The sequence below is a fragment of the Klebsiella terrigena genome, from assembly GCF_006539725.1.
GTDB lineage: Bacteria > Pseudomonadota > Gammaproteobacteria > Enterobacterales > Enterobacteriaceae > Klebsiella > Klebsiella terrigena.
On sequence record NZ_BJNO01000003.1, the window covers coordinates 307706 to 322079 of the forward strand.

Annotated in this window: 11 protein-coding genes; 9 read left to right on the top strand and 2 right to left on the bottom strand. The window is 49.5% G+C overall.

Annotated features, from left to right (window positions below):
• Positions 1–225: 225 nt before the first annotated feature.
• Positions 226–1392: a UDP-glucose 6-dehydrogenase gene (gene ugd, locus RTE01_RS06290; RefSeq protein WP_115192277.1), complete on the top strand. Its 1167-nt coding sequence runs from the start codon at positions 226–228 to the stop codon at positions 1390–1392.
• Between the two features lie 394 nt (positions 1393–1786).
• Here the strand turns inward: ugd and RTE01_RS06295 are convergent, their stop codons facing one another.
• Positions 1787–1909, bottom strand: coding sequence for a small membrane protein (locus tag RTE01_RS06295; protein ID WP_141334819.1), 123 nt, complete (start codon positions 1907–1909; stop codon positions 1787–1789).
• Between the two features lie 380 nt (positions 1910–2289).
• Positions 2290–3294 carry an NAD-dependent epimerase gene (locus RTE01_RS06300; protein WP_115192278.1) on the bottom strand — a complete coding sequence of 335 codons (1005 nt, stop codon included), beginning with the start codon at positions 3292–3294 and terminating at the stop codon, positions 2290–2292.
• 1126 nt (positions 3295–4420) lie between these two features.
• On the opposite strand from RTE01_RS06300, the gene rfbB reads away from it, so the two are divergent.
• The 8 genes from rfbB to RTE01_RS06340 all read left to right on the top strand — a co-directional run bounded on the left by rfbB (position 4421) and on the right by RTE01_RS06340 (position 14305).
• The gene (rfbB, locus tag RTE01_RS06305; protein ID WP_041146378.1) at positions 4421–5485 is read left to right on the top strand and encodes a dTDP-glucose 4,6-dehydratase; all 1065 of its coding nucleotides are present in this window, start codon (positions 4421–4423) and stop codon (positions 5483–5485) included.
• 17 nt (positions 5486–5502) lie between these two features.
• Positions 5503–6372, top strand: coding sequence for a glucose-1-phosphate thymidylyltransferase RfbA (rfbA, locus tag RTE01_RS06310; protein ID WP_041146377.1), 870 nt, complete (start codon positions 5503–5505; stop codon positions 6370–6372).
• 32 nt (positions 6373–6404) lie between these two features.
• On the top strand, positions 6405–7295 hold the full coding sequence (rfbD, locus tag RTE01_RS06315) for a dTDP-4-dehydrorhamnose reductase (protein WP_134526978.1): 891 nt from the start codon (positions 6405–6407) through the stop codon (positions 7293–7295).
• A gap of 14 nt (positions 7296–7309) precedes the next feature.
• A complete protein-coding gene (gene rfbC / locus RTE01_RS06320) occupies positions 7310–7864 on the top strand; it encodes a dTDP-4-dehydrorhamnose 3,5-epimerase (RefSeq protein ID WP_041146375.1) in 555 nt (184 codons plus the stop codon).
• A gap of 105 nt (positions 7865–7969) precedes the next feature.
• The gene (locus RTE01_RS06325) at positions 7970–8800 is read left to right on the top strand and encodes a glycosyltransferase family 2 protein (RefSeq protein WP_041146374.1); all 831 of its coding nucleotides are present in this window, start codon (positions 7970–7972) and stop codon (positions 8798–8800) included.
• Between the two features lie 30 nt (positions 8801–8830).
• On the top strand, positions 8831–9664 hold the full coding sequence (locus RTE01_RS06330; protein WP_041146373.1) for an ABC transporter permease: 834 nt from the start codon (positions 8831–8833) through the stop codon (positions 9662–9664).
• Positions 9654–10982: an ABC transporter ATP-binding protein gene (locus RTE01_RS06335; protein WP_076945661.1), complete on the top strand. Its 1329-nt coding sequence runs from the start codon at positions 9654–9656 to the stop codon at positions 10980–10982. Before RTE01_RS06330 ends, RTE01_RS06335 begins: the two co-directional genes overlap by 11 nt.
• Positions 10982–14305 carry a GT99 family glycosyltransferase N-terminal domain-containing protein gene (locus RTE01_RS06340; RefSeq protein WP_255313507.1) on the top strand — a complete coding sequence of 1108 codons (3324 nt, stop codon included), beginning with the start codon at positions 10982–10984 and terminating at the stop codon, positions 14303–14305. Before RTE01_RS06335 ends, RTE01_RS06340 begins: the two co-directional genes overlap by 1 nt.
• The last annotated feature ends 69 nt before the right edge of the window (positions 14306–14374 follow it).

The window sequence follows — 14374 nt, forward strand, 5'->3', positions numbered from 1 at the left end:
GCTAATTAAAACCCGGTTATTTCATGGCCGGGTTTTCTCTATCAAGTACTTTCAATCCAAACACTCTTGTTGTGATTGTCCGTCCCCCCTTAAGCTATTCAGTTTGCTCTCATACAAAAAGGTCTGTCTTGACATACAGTCAGTCGGAGAGTAAAACCGCCACAAGTGTAGATTTCCAGGGTGGCAAATTGCCATTGTCCAGTTAACTGATTAAAGTGTGATCGAATGAAAATTACTATTTCCGGTACCGGTTATGTTGGTTTATCGAACGGCATCCTGATTGCGCAAAACCACGAAGTGGTCGCGCTTGATATCGTTCAGTCCAAAGTAGATATGCTTAACCAGAAGATTTCTCCGATTGTCGACAAAGAGATCCAGGAATATCTGGCCGAAAAGCCGTTGAATTTTCGTGCGACAACTGACAAGCAGGACGCTTATCGTAATGCTGACTATGTCATTATCGCTACCCCGACTGACTACGATCCAAAAACGAACTATTTTAATACATCTACCGTTGAAGCCGTCATCCGTGATGTAGCAGAGATTAACCCTGCGGCGGTAATGATTGTTAAATCAACTGTTCCCGTTGGTTTTATCCGTGATATTAAAGAGCGTCTAGGGATTGATAACGTTATTTTCTCCCCAGAGTTCCTGCGCGAAGGCCGTGCGTTGTATGACAACCTGCATCCGTCTCGTATCGTTATTGGTGAGCGTTCCGAACGTGCTGAACGATTTGCCAATCTTCTAAAAGAAGGGGCGATTAAACAGGATATCCCAACGCTGTTTACTGATTCGACCGAAGCCGAAGCGATTAAACTGTTTGCCAATACCTACCTTGCTCTTCGCGTTGCCTATTTTAATGAGCTGGACAGCTATGCTGAGAGCCAGGGTCTTAACAGCAAGCAGATCATTGAAGGTGTGTGCCTGGATCCGCGCATTGGGAACCACTATAACAATCCGTCGTTTGGCTATGGTGGCTATTGCTTACCAAAAGATACAAAGCAGCTGCTGGCAAACTACGAATCGGTACCGAACAACATCATTGGCGCTATCGTTGATGCTAACCGTACCCGTAAAGACTTTATTGCCGATTCTATTCTTGCCCGTAAGCCGAAGGTGGTTGGCGTTTATCGTCTGATCATGAAGAGTGGATCAGACAACTTCCGTGCGTCCTCTATCCAGGGAATCATGAAGCGCATTAAAGCCAAAGGTATTCCGGTTATTATTTACGAACCCGTCATGCAGGAAGAGGAGTTCTTTAACTCTCGAGTTGTTCGTGATCTGGAAGCTTTCAAGCAGGAAGCTGATGTCATCGTGTCCAACCGTATGGCAGAAGAACTTGCTGACGTCGCTGATAAGGTTTATACCCGCGATTTGTTCGGCAACGACTAGCATTTCGCTGACCATGACTGGCGGTACCTGCCGCCGGTCTGTTTTAACCATCCCTCCTCAACCCTTCTAGCCTCTTCCTCTACTGTTACCTGGCACCACTAAAATTGTGATGTATCCCGTAATCTAACATTCCATCCATTGCACCGTCTGAACAGGTCGGATATGTTGAATCTACCTTGTGAAGAGCTACCGTCACTGTGATGTAGATGCTGGAGATAAGCGCCGGAAGGTAAAACGAAGCCTGCAATGCAGGCTTTTGTTATTTTTGTAGCCTGATGAACCAGGTATATTACTAACTAAATTGCAGATTAATTATTAAAGGAGTCTGTACCGAAAAAAAACACGGCTGCTCTTCTTAAATCTTATTTCAGGTGCCAATGTGCTGACACTGCGACTACCATTGACGTTTATTGAACGATAATTTCGTTCTTTTTCTATCCTTTAAATAAGAAATTAAAAAGTAAATGGAAACGGCAAGTAGTATGGCAGCAGCAACCAATAAAAATAAGTTTTCCATATGATCTACCAGAGCGAAGTTACGGGAGTAAGTGATTAGCTTGCAATTAAAAGATCGATAAAAATTGTCTTTATCACACTAACATATCTTCTTTCTAAGAAGATTCCTGTACGCTAATTGTGTTTTTTTATGGAGAATGAAAAACTATACTTTCAAAATAAAATTGGCTTAAGCTCTGGCTTTTTAGGTTAAAGTCACAATTTAGTCTGCCATAAACAGAAAGAAGCAAGCGCACTTCTCTTCGAGAGGAGCAAGGTCTCTGTGGTTGATGAGATAAAACTTTCCGCAGCAGTGAACAAGGTTACTAGTAAGAGGGGAGGAGCGATACCAGAAGAGAGAACCGCAGCTATGCCGCTGCGGTTGAGAAACTGATTTCCCGATTATGCCTTATAGTAGGCCTTGTACCAGTCGACAAAATTCTGCACGCCTTCTTTGACGGTGGTCTGCGGCTTGAAGCCAACAAGATCGTACAGCGGTTTGGTATCCGCACTGGTTTCAAGCACGTCGCCCGGTTGGATAGGCATCATGTTTTTCTCAGCGACCATTCCCAGTGCTTCTTCCAGGGCGGTGATGTAATCCATCAGTTCAACCGGGGAGCTGTTGCCGATATTGTAAACCCGATATGGGGCCGAGCTGTCTGCCGGAGAGCCATTCTCGACGGTCCACTCCGCGTTCGACTGCGGGATAACATCCTGAACGCGCACAATAGCTTCCACAATATCGTCAACGTAGGTGAAATCACGCTTCATCTTGCCGTAGTTGTACACGTCAATACTCTTACCTTCCAGCATGGCTTTGGTGAATTTGAACAACGCCATGTCAGGGCGGCCCCACGGGCCGTATACGGTGAAGAACCGCAGCCCGGTAGTCGGTATGCCGTAAAGGTGGGAGTAGGTATGCGCCATCAGCTCATTGGCTTTCTTGGTGGCGGCATAGAGTGAAACCGGATGGTCGACCGAGTCGTCGGTTGAGAACGGCATTTTACGGTTCAAACCATAGACGGAACTGGACGATGCATACAGCAGGTGTTCGACCTTATTGTGTCGGCAACCTTCCAGAATGTTCAGATAGCCGATCAGGTTGGAGTCAGCATAGGCATGAGGATTTTCCAGCGAGTACCGAACGCCAGCCTGAGCGGCCAGATGGATCACGCGGTTAAACTTCTCTTCTGCGAACAGTTCTGCGATGCCCTGGCGATCGGCAAGATCGACTTTATGGAAACTGAAAAGGGAGGATTGCAGTAAATCCAGACGCGCCTGCTTAAGATTGACGTCGTAGTAATCATTCATGTTGTCGATACCAACAACCTGATGACCCGCCTCAAGAAGGCGCTTGCAGGTGTGGAAACCGATAAATCCTGCGGCTCCAGTGACTAAAAACTTCATGTTCATCCTCCGGGTTCGTTGTTTCCCGTTATATATAATCGTCGATTTTACACCGGGTTGCCTTAGGGGTCATCTGCTTTCCCGTTACAGAATCTTCATAAAGCGGTCAGAGCGGGGCAGCGCTTGAGGAGCAGCGATCGTTTTTGCGGCATATCTACTGTATTATCCTATCAAATAGAAATCATTATCATTTGTATGTAACTTAGCATCATAATAATACCTATAGTTTCTTATACTAATAATTGATGTTCCGCCGATAAAGTACTCAATATGAGATTGAGTATGCCCTGCTGACTATATTGTTACTGATTATATAATTTCCGAGCATTCCGCCGCTGAATGCTCGTGATTCCTATGTCAATTGAGCATTTTTTGATTTTTTTAATTACATATCAATTGGTTATGTCCTTTATTTTGAATTGTGTAAATAATGTATCCTTATTGTTTGCTTTTCACATGAATTGATTTGCCATGCTTTTTGATTTTTATTCTTAGTTACCAGCGTTATAATGCGCGGATAATCTATGTGTCCCAAGAGGGTTGCTTTGCAGGGTAACGCTTCCTCGGAACATCCGGTGTGCCGTGTGACAAACCCGGAAATGGATACTCTTTATCTGGGGTGGAACAATATGAGCAATGTTCTGGAACGTTGCGTCAGTTTGGCTACCCTTGATGCTTTAGTGATGCGTACAGCAGCTTTACTGGCTCGTGCAGTCGGCTTTCAACGACCGTACCGGTGATGTCGGTGAACCATGGAACTTGCTAAATGAGAAAGTCCCGATAGATAGCCGGCAGCAAAACGGGGAGAGTAGCGCTCGCGCATTTACTGTCCGGTTGTACGGCGTAGGGCCTGAAAACAGAGATATGGCTTGCGAGATATATCTCTGTTTTTAGTTGTTTATCGCGGGTCTGCCAGCCTGTTTTGTTTACGGCGGCAGAACGCAGCGTAAAGGCCAGCCGTCAGGTAGCAGCAAGAGCATGCTGTGACTGACTGGCCAAAGCCATAATCATGAAAGTAGTACAGCAGCGTTACGCGCTTTGGTTGCGATAGCCAATGGCGGTAGCGTGCCTGAAATTTATGATATATGTTGATTAGCATATAACTATTTGAAAAATGAGATAAAGTATGAAGATCCTTGTTACGGGTGGCGCGGGTTTCATCGGTTCCGCCGTTGTTCGTCATATTATTGAAAATACCCAGGATGACGTTCGCGTCGTGGACTGCCTGACGTACGCGGGTAATCTCGAGTCTCTGGCATCCGTTGCCCAAAATGAACGCTATTCGTTTTCACGCACGGATATCACCGACGCGCAGGGGATCGCCGGGCAGTTCAGTGAGTTTCAGCCTGATATCGTGATGCACCTGGCGGCTGAAAGCCACGTTGACCGCTCTATTGACGGTCCTGCAGCCTTTATCCAGACTAACCTGATTGGCACGTTTACGCTGCTTGAGGCGGCGCGTCACTACTATCAGTCGCTGAACGAAGCGCAGAAACAACGCTTCCGCTTCCACCATATCTCCACCGATGAAGTCTACGGCGACCTGCACGGTACCGATGACCTGTTCACGGAAGAAACCTCCTACGCACCAAGCAGCCCGTACTCGGCCTCGAAAGCTGGTAGCGATCATTTAGTGCGCGCCTGGAACCGCACCTACGGACTGCCGGTGGTGGTGACTAACTGCTCGAACAACTACGGTCCGTATCACTTCCCGGAAAAACTGATCCCGCTGACTATTCTCAACGCGCTGGCGGGCAAACCGCTGCCGGTCTATGGCAACGGTGAACAGGTCCGCGACTGGCTGTACGTCGAAGATCACGCGAGAGCGCTGTATAAGGTGGCTACCGAAGGGCATAGCGGCGAAACCTACAATATCGGCGGCCATAACGAGCGTAAAAATATCGATGTGGTCAGAACCATCTGCGCCATCCTTGATAAAGTGGTGGAGCAGAAGCCGGGCAATATCAGCCACTTTGCCGATCTCATTACCTTTGTCAAAGACCGCCCGGGCCATGACCTGCGCTACGCTATTGATGCGGCTAAGATTCAGCGCGACCTCGGCTGGGTGCCGGAAGAAACGTTCGAAAGCGGCATTGAAAAAACGGTGCACTGGTATCTGAACAATCAGACCTGGTGGCAGCGCGTGCTGGACGGCTCCTATGCCGGCGAGCGTCTTGGTCTGAATAACTAATTAAGGTGGATTGCAGGATGAAAGGTATTGTTCTGGCCGGCGGTTCCGGCACCCGCTTGTACCCGATTACTCAGGGCGTGTCGAAACAGCTGCTGCCGATTTACGACAAACCGATGATTTACTACCCGGTTTCGGTGCTGATGCTTGCCGGTATCAGGGACATCCTGATTATTTCCACGCCGGAAGATATGCCGGCGTTCCAGCGTCTGCTGGGCGATGGTTCGCAGTTTGGCGTCAACTTCTCCTATGCAATCCAGCCGTCTCCGGACGGTCTGGCGCAGGCCTTTATCATCGGTGAAGAGTTTATCGGCAATGATTCCTGCGCGCTGGTGCTGGGCGATAATATTTACTTCGGGCAAAGCTTCGGTAAAAAACTGGAGGCCGCGGCCAGCAAAACGTCGGGCGCCACCGTCTTTGGCTACCAGGTTCTCGATCCTGAACGCTTTGGCGTGGTGGAGTTTGATGAAAACTTCAGGGCGCTGTCGATCGAAGAGAAGCCGCTGAAGCCGAAATCAAACTGGGCGGTAACCGGCCTCTATTTTTATGACAACGACGTCGTAGAGATGGCGAAGGAAGTGAAGCCTTCTGCGCGCGGCGAGCTGGAAATTACCACCCTCAACCAGATGTATCTGGAGCGTGGCGACCTGCAGGTTGAACTGCTGGGCCGCGGTTTTGCCTGGCTTGATACCGGTACCCACGACAGCCTGATGGAAGCCTCTCAGTTCATCCACACCATTGAGAAGCGCCAGGGTATGAAAGTGGCCTGCCTGGAAGAGGTAGCCTTCCGTAATAAATGGCTGTCTGCAGAAGGGGTTGAGGCTCAGGCCGAGCGGCTGAAGAAAACGGAATATGGCGCTTATTTGAAACGTCTGCTCAATGAGCGTTAATCGTCTGCCGACCAAATACAGGGTATGAATTAATGAAAATTTTACTTATTGGCAAAAATGGTCAGGTTGGCTGGGAGCTACAGCGCTCGCTGTCCACGCTGGGTGAGGTGGTCGCCGTTGACTATTTCGATAAGGAACTATGCGGCGATCTGACGGATCTTGCCGGGATTGCGCAAACCGTCCGCCAGGTTAAACCGGATGTGGTTGTCAATGCGGCCGCGCATACGGCGGTGGATAAAGCCGAAAGCGAACGCGAGCTATCCGATCTACTGAATGAGCGGGGCGTAGCGGTACTGGCGGAGGAGTCGGCGAAGCTGGGAGCCCTGATGGTGCACTACTCCACCGACTATGTCTTTGATGGAGAAGGCGAGCATTATCGCCCCGAAGACGAGGCCACCGGGCCGCTGAACGTTTATGGCGAAACCAAGCGCGCAGGTGAACTGGCGCTGGCGCAGGCGAACCCTCGCCATCTGATTTTCCGTACCAGCTGGGTCTACGCGACGCGTGGGGCCAACTTTGCCAAAACCATGCTGCGCCTGGCGGGCGAAAAAGAGACGCTGTCGATTATTAACGACCAGCACGGCGCGCCGACCGGTGCCGAGCTGCTGGCGGATTGTACCGCCATCGCCATTCGTGAAGAGCTGCGTAACAGGGCGGTTGCCGGGACCTACCATCTGGTGGCCAGCGGTGAAACCAGCTGGTATGACTATGCCCGCTTTGTCTTTGATGTGGCGCGGGCAAACGGTGTGCTGCTGGCCATCAAAGAGGTTAACGGGATCCCTACAACGGCTTATCCGACGCCAGCAAAACGTCCGCTGAATTCCCGCCTGTCGAATGAGAAATTCCAGCGGGTATTTGGCGTAACGCTCCCGGGCTGGCGCCAGGGCGTTGAGCGCGTTGTTGTTGAAGTTTTAGGTAAGTAGGTAAATACACAAGCATGAATATTATTAAAACAGACATTCCTGAGGTCTTAATCTGCGAGCCGAGAGTCTTTGGCGACGCGCGCGGATTTTTCTTTGAAAGCTTCAGCAGCAAGATCTTTGATGAGGCGGTGGGCCGCAAGGTTGAGTTTGTGCAGGATAACCACTCGCAGTCGCAGAAAGGCGTGCTGCGCGGGCTGCACTATCAGCTGGCCCCGCATGCGCAGGGTAAACTGGTGCGCTGCGTTGAAGGCGAAGTGTTCGACGTTGCCGTCGACGTACGTCGCTCATCGCCGACGTTTGGTCAGTGGGTTGGGGTTGTGCTGAGCGCGGAAAACAAGCGTCAGCTGTGGATCCCGGAAGGGTTTGCACACGGATTTATGGCGCTGAGCGAGACGGTGCAGTTTGTCTATAAAGCGACCAACTACTACGCACCGCAGTCGGAGCGCAGCATTCTCTGGAACGATCCGCAAATTGGCATTGAGTGGCCTGAGCTAAGCGGCTGCGCGCTTTCATTGTCAGAGAAAGATATGCAGGCTCATACTCTGGCAACCGCTGAAGTATATGCCTGACCGTAAGTCATTTGTAGATTTGATATGCTTAACGCATCCTCTTTTATTCATTAAGAATTATAATAATAATTAAATAGCGATGTTTACTCTAAAGGTAATAGATTCATGACTTATGAAGCAATGAAGCCGAAGATAATCGCTTCTATTGTATTATTTAATCATTCCTATGATGATATTAAAGATACGTTGATCTCGTTATGTCATGAGAGTGGTGTTGAAAAAATTGTCTTAGTGGATAATGGCGGATGTCAATGGGTTACAGAGCTGAGCGAACCGAAAATCAGTTATATCAAATCTCCTTATAACTGTGGGTTCGGTGCTGGTCACAATTTGGCAATCAAAGCTAATACTGATTTTGATGGTTATTTTCTGATTTGTAATCCGGATGTTAGTTTTGACAGAGGCGAGCTGGATAAATTATTGTCCTTTGCCTGGGATAACCAGTTCCCCTTTGTCTCACCTACCATTCTCTACAAAAATGGGGACCGGCAATACAGCTGTCGCTTACTGCCCACGCCGGTTAACCTGTTTTTAAGGCGTTTTTTACCCACCACTGCGCTGAAGTTTGACGTTGAGTACGAGCTGATGGATGCCGAGTACGATAAGGTTTTCTCACCTCCTTCGGTCTCCGGCTGCTTCATGCTGCTAACGAATAGTTTGCTCCAGAAGCTGAATGGTTTTGATGAGCGCTACTTCATGTATTTAGAAGACGTTGATCTATGTCGCCGCGCGCTGCCGTTCACTAAGATATATTATTTCCCGGATGCGACAATTATTCACCTTTTCAATAAGGGGTCATATAAAAGCAAGCTGTTGCTTTGGTATCATGTTCGCTCTGCGATTTCCTACTTTAATAAGTGGGGATGGTTTTTTGACCGCAAGAGGCATGCGTACAATAAAAAAGCGCTGCTTGAAATTCCCCGGAAGTTAGGTTGATTGTTCAGATAATTTTATTACGAGTTTAAAATGAAAAACCCGCATCAAAAACTTTCATCATCACCCGTAGAGATTGCACGTAGTATTTTTGGCCATCGGGGGATCATCCTCCAGATGGCTAAACGGGATGTTATCGGAAGATACAAAGGTTCGGTGATGGGCCTGCTTTGGTCCTTCCTGAACCCGCTATTCATGCTAACCGTATATACCTTCGTGTTCTCCGTGGTGTTCAAAGCTCGCTGGTCCGCCGGTGGCGATGAGAGCAGAACGCAGTTTGCGATAATCCTGTTTGTCGGTATGATCGTGCACGGTTTCTTCAGTGAGGTCATCAATAAGGCGCCACTGATCATCCTTAGCAACACTAACTATGTTAAAAAGGTCATATTTCCGCTTGAAACCTTGCCGGTGATTTCCCTGCTGGCGGCTCTTTTCCATACCTGCATTAGCCTGTTCGTTCTGCTGGTGGCCTTTGTGCTTTTTAACGGCTATTTGCACTGGACGATTGTGTTCCTGCCGCTGGTTTTCTTCCCGCTAGTCATTTTCTGTCTTGGCTTATCGTGGATCCTCGCCTCATTGGGCGTTTTCCTGCGCGATGTCAGCCAGACTACGGTGATTATCACCACCGTCATGATGTTCTTATCTCCGGTATTTTTCCCGATTAGTGCCTTGCCTGCGAAATATCATATTTGGATTATGCTCAACCCGCTGACCTTTATTATTGAACAAGCCCGAAGCGTTCTGATTTGGGGCGGTATGCCTAATTTCCTGGGTCTTTTACTCTATTCCATGGGCGCCGCAGTTGTCGCCTGGCTGGGTTTTGTCTTCTTCCAGAAAACAAGGAAGGGATTTGCTGATGTCCTCTAATGAAATTGCTATCCAGGTCACTAATCTGAGCAAATGCTATCAGATCTACGCCAGTCCGACCGATCGTTTAAAACAGTTTTTTGTGCCAAAAATTCAGCAGGTTGCCAGAAGAGAGCGCAACTGCTATTTCCGCGAGTTCTGGGCATTAGACGATGTCTCCTTCAGCATCAAGAAGGGAGAAACCGTCGGTATTATCGGCCGTAACGGGGCGGGTAAATCGACGCTTCTGCAAACGATCTGCGGAACCTTAACGCCTTCTGCAGGAGAAGTCCGGGTCAACGGGCGTATTGCTGCCCTGTTGGAGCTCGGTGCTGGCTTTAACCCCGAGTTTACCGGTCGTGAAAACGTCTATATGAACGGTTCGGTGCTGGGGTTAACGAAAGAGCAAATTGCGGCAAAATTTGCTGAGATTGAAGAATTTGCCGACATTGGCCAGTTTATCGATCAGCCCGTGAAGACCTACTCCAGCGGGATGTACGTGCGCCTGGCTTTTGCCGTTCAGGCCTGCGTAGAACCGGAGATCTTAATTGTCGACGAGGCGTTGGCGGTTGGCGACATTGGTTTCCAGTACAAGTGCTATAAGCGGATGGAAGCGCTGCGTGCGAAGGGCGTGACGATCATTATGGTGACCCATTCGACCGGCAGCATTCTTGAATACGCGGACCGCTGTCTGGTGATGGAACACGGTAAGCTGATTGGTGATACCACGGATGTGCTGGCCGCAGTTCTGGCCTATGAAAAAGGGATGATCCTTGCTAACGGGAGCGAGAAGCCAGCCGCAAACCGCGCGGCGGACCAGGGTTCAGCTGAAGAAGTTAGCGTCGAAGAGCTGAAAGCCATTCAGCTGCGCACCACCAATGAGGCCACTGGTGAGAAGCGCTTCGGTAGCGCGCGTGCAATTATTGAAGATCTGACGATTTATAAATCGGATGGCACCACTCTGGCCGAAAAGCCACTGATTAAATCAGGCGAAGAAGTGACCTTTGATTTTACCATTCTGGCTAGCGAAGAAATTAAAGATATCGCGTTAGGCATCTCCATGTCGAAAGCGCAGGGGGGCGATATCTGGGGAGACAGTAATATCGGAGCCGGTTCAGCAATTACCCTGCGACCCGGCCGCCAGCGTATCGTATATAAAGCGACGCTGCCTATTAACTCGGGCGATTATCTCATTCACTGTGGCCTGGCCAAGGTTGGCAACGGCGATCGGGAAGAACTCGATCAGCGCCGTCCGATGATGAAAGTTAAATTCTGGTCTGCAAGGGAGTTGGGTGGTGTGATTCACGCTCCGTTGAAAATTATTTCGAATGGAGAGTAATGATGCTGGCTGTATTTTTACCTCCCTATCCGTTCAGGGGGCTTAAGGCCCCTTATTTATGGATGTTTTATAAATATCTTCACTGCGCAACGGATAGCATTCTGTTTATTACCGGTGAGGATTATCTCAGCGTTACTGATGATGAAGCTCAGCGCGCACGGTGGGAATTTGATCCGGCGTCGATGGCCTCGCTTGGCTATGAACTGCCAAATGCGCAAAGCATGGCGTGTCATGAGTACCTGACGCTCGATAACGCCTTCTACGAAACGCTGCTTTCTCGTCACCATCACGATCCGATTAAATCATTTTCGGCGTTCCTGACCGAGCGGATCCCCGACCTGGAGACAGAACTGCACGCTTTGCTGGATAGCAAAAAAGGCATAATTGACCAGATCGACACTTTTATCTCTATCTGCAACTGTCCCTCCCTGGAGCATGTCGCCAGGACGCTTGGGAAAGAGGTGATGCACATCGAGATTGGCCCGCTGCGAGCACCAATGTATCGCAACACCGCCTATCTGGACTTTGCCGGCGTCAATGGCGGGACCGAAGCCAGCGCTCGCTATGAAAAATGTCAGGCCGAGTTCGATATCAAGGCCTCGCTGGGCGATTTGCACAACTATTTTCTTGAGGTTTTACCGCCCGCAGAAGCGGCCACTCATTCTGCGGCCGGCGTCGTGCTTCAGGTTGAGGATGACTCCAATCTGATCGCCTACAATCACGACTTTACTAACATTTCGCTGCTTTCGTACGTTCGCCAGCGCTATGAAAAAGAGGACATCCTGGTGCGCGCGCATCCGGGTAGCCTGTTCCGCTTAAGGGACGACGTTTTTACAATCGATGACTCAGCCAATAGCCTTGCCTTCATTAATCAGTGCAACGAAGTCTTCACCATTAACTCAAGCGTCGGTCTTGAGGCAATATTAACCGGCAAGAAAACGACGGTTTTAGGTGACTGCTCTTACGCCTTTATCAATGAATTAGCCGGAGCCTCAGCCACGGTCAATGCTGCCGCGTTTTACCTGTTCTCGTATCTGGTTCCTTTCGACCTGGTTTTCAATCAGGAGTACCTCAAATTCAGATTGGGTCATCCGGAAGAGCGCGAGATTGTCGGCAAGCATATCGAATTTTACTCAGCTGATATGCCGGGTAGCCTTTCACAGGCCGCGCATAGCCTGTCATCATTGATAAATGAAGCCATTTCCCAAGACAAAGCGATGAGAAAGATTTTAGAAAACTCCCTGCAAGAACATAACAAACAGCTCGACCTGTTAAAAAACCAGCTGGCTGCAGAAGCGGCCGAACGTGAGAAGCTCGCGGCTACCCTCGCGCAGCTGCAGGATGCGGAAGTCGCCGAACGTGAAAAACTCACCACCACCCTCGCACAGCTGCAGGATAAGGTTGAGGTTGCGGCGCACGCCAAAGCCGGCCTGATGTCGGCTATGGAAACGAAGCAAGAAGAGATCAACCGCATGCGTAACAGCCTGTCATGGAAGCTGACCATGCCGGTACGTATGTCGGGCCGAATTTGCCGCGGTGAATTTTCTACGATAAGGGCGATGACTCGCTATCATGCAACCTCGGGTAACGGGACGCTATCGCGCTTCCTGCTTTCCGGCGGCCTGCTGTCAAAATCGAAGTATAAAACCGCGCTGCGCCTCATTATGTCCGGTAACTGGAAAGGGGCTGCGGACGGTTTTAAACGCGTGTTTAACCGCGCGGCGACGGATTCCGCGCCGGCAGCGGCGTTCCTTGATAACGGTGATGTGCGTATTCTCGCAACGCAGCACACATTATTCGTTGCTCATCTTATCGAGAAGAGTCTGCTTGAGAATGGCCTTACTGCGCAGGTCAGTACGTCATACGTTGAGGAACATGACAGCGGTCAACTGCATATCGTCGTCTGTCCACAGATGTTTAAGCAGCTGCCTAAGCACTATATCGCTTTCCAGATGGAGCAATCGGTCAACTCAAGATGGTTTACCGAGGAGTATTTTGCCCGCCTGAATAACGCGGTAGCGATATTTGATTACTCGCTGAAAAATATCGAATACCTTCTGCAGCAGGGAATTCCCTATCAGAAGCTGTTCTATATGCCGATCTCCAGCTACGCGGACTATCCCGCTTATCTCACGCAGATCGGCTATGACCTGAGCGATCGCAAGGGCGATAAGGCTGCTGATGTTTTATTCTACGGCGATCCTAATTGCGAACGTCGTAAGGCGTATCTGCAGGAGCTGAAGAAGCATTTCAACGTCACCGTTGCTTCCGAAGTGTTTGGCGATCGGTTGACCAAAATGGTCAAGGACGCGCGGGTTGTTATTAATATCCATTACTATGAGGATGCGCTGCTTGAGACGACGCGTTTGTATGAAACGCTGTCATTAGGCACGCCGATCGTGAGTGAAAGCAGTGCGGATATTGAAGAACATCAGGACCTGCAGGGGGTGATTGATTTCTGCCCGGTTGGCGATATTCAGGCGATGGTAGAAAAGCTCCAGACGCTGCTGTCTGATGAGCAACACTACCGCGAGAAGCGGGCGGACATTGCGCGCTTCACCGCTGAAGATAAGAAAAATAACGTCTATCTGAAGCGTTATTTGCTGTCGATTGATAAGCTCACGTTCTCACAGTACGAAAGCAGCTACGCCTTCGATGATATCGAGGAAAGCGATATTCCGCGTCTGTGCCTGTCGCTGTCGGAAACGCCGGTGCGTAGAAAGGCCTTCTTTAAAAGTCCTTCCCACGGATTCAGCTTCTTTGACGGTATTCGCTACCGTATTGGCTGGATTGGCTGCGGGATGAGCTATAAATATATGCTTTCCAGGATGCTGGCCAGCAGGGCGAAAATGGGCATTATCTGTGAAGATGACGTTATCTTCCCGCTTGATTACGACCAGAAGCTCAATAAGATTATCGACCATCTGCAGGCCACTGAGATCAAATGGCATATTTTTGCCGGTATCATCGCCCACCTTCATGACGATACCAAAATCATTGATGTCAGGGAGATTGACGGTATCGAATACGTCTACATCGATAAAATGACCAGCATGGTGATGAATATCTACTCCCGTAGCGGGATGGAGTTGATCTCAAATTGGGATGAAACGAACATCGATGCTGAGACCAATACTATCGACCGCTACGTTGAATCGGCAGAAGATCTGGTGGTTGTGACCACGGTTCCGTTCCTGGTGGGCTATGCGGAAGAGCAGCAGTCTACGCTGTGGGGCTTTGAAAACTCGCAGTACACCTCGCTGATCAAGGCCAGTGAAGAGCTGCTGGCGAAGAAGGTCGCGGAGTTTAAGCGCAACCGCTAGCCATCGTCGACGGCCTCAGGTGCCGCATAGCAAAAGGCCGGAAGCTGAACGGGATCCTTCATAAGGATT

Coding starts and splice junctions, on each gene's coding strand:
- ugd (WP_115192277.1), top strand. CDS start 226: ATGAAAATTACTATTTCCGGTACCGGTTATGTTGGTTTATCGAACGGC.
- RTE01_RS06295 (WP_141334819.1), bottom strand. CDS start 1,909: ATGGAAAACTTATTTTTATTGGTTGCTGCTGCCATACTACTTGCCGTT.
- RTE01_RS06300 (WP_115192278.1), bottom strand. CDS start 3,294: ATGAAGTTTTTAGTCACTGGAGCCGCAGGATTTATCGGTTTCCACACC.
- rfbB (WP_041146378.1), top strand. CDS start 4,421: ATGAAGATCCTTGTTACGGGTGGCGCGGGTTTCATCGGTTCCGCCGTT.
- rfbA (WP_041146377.1), top strand. CDS start 5,503: ATGAAAGGTATTGTTCTGGCCGGCGGTTCCGGCACCCGCTTGTACCCG.
- rfbD (WP_134526978.1), top strand. CDS start 6,405: ATGAAAATTTTACTTATTGGCAAAAATGGTCAGGTTGGCTGGGAGCTA.
- rfbC (WP_041146375.1), top strand. CDS start 7,310: ATGAATATTATTAAAACAGACATTCCTGAGGTCTTAATCTGCGAGCCG.
- RTE01_RS06325 (WP_041146374.1), top strand. CDS start 7,970: ATGACTTATGAAGCAATGAAGCCGAAGATAATCGCTTCTATTGTATTA.
- RTE01_RS06330 (WP_041146373.1), top strand. CDS start 8,831: ATGAAAAACCCGCATCAAAAACTTTCATCATCACCCGTAGAGATTGCA.
- RTE01_RS06335 (WP_076945661.1), top strand. CDS start 9,654: ATGTCCTCTAATGAAATTGCTATCCAGGTCACTAATCTGAGCAAATGC.
- RTE01_RS06340 (WP_255313507.1), top strand. CDS start 10,982: ATGATGCTGGCTGTATTTTTACCTCCCTATCCGTTCAGGGGGCTTAAG.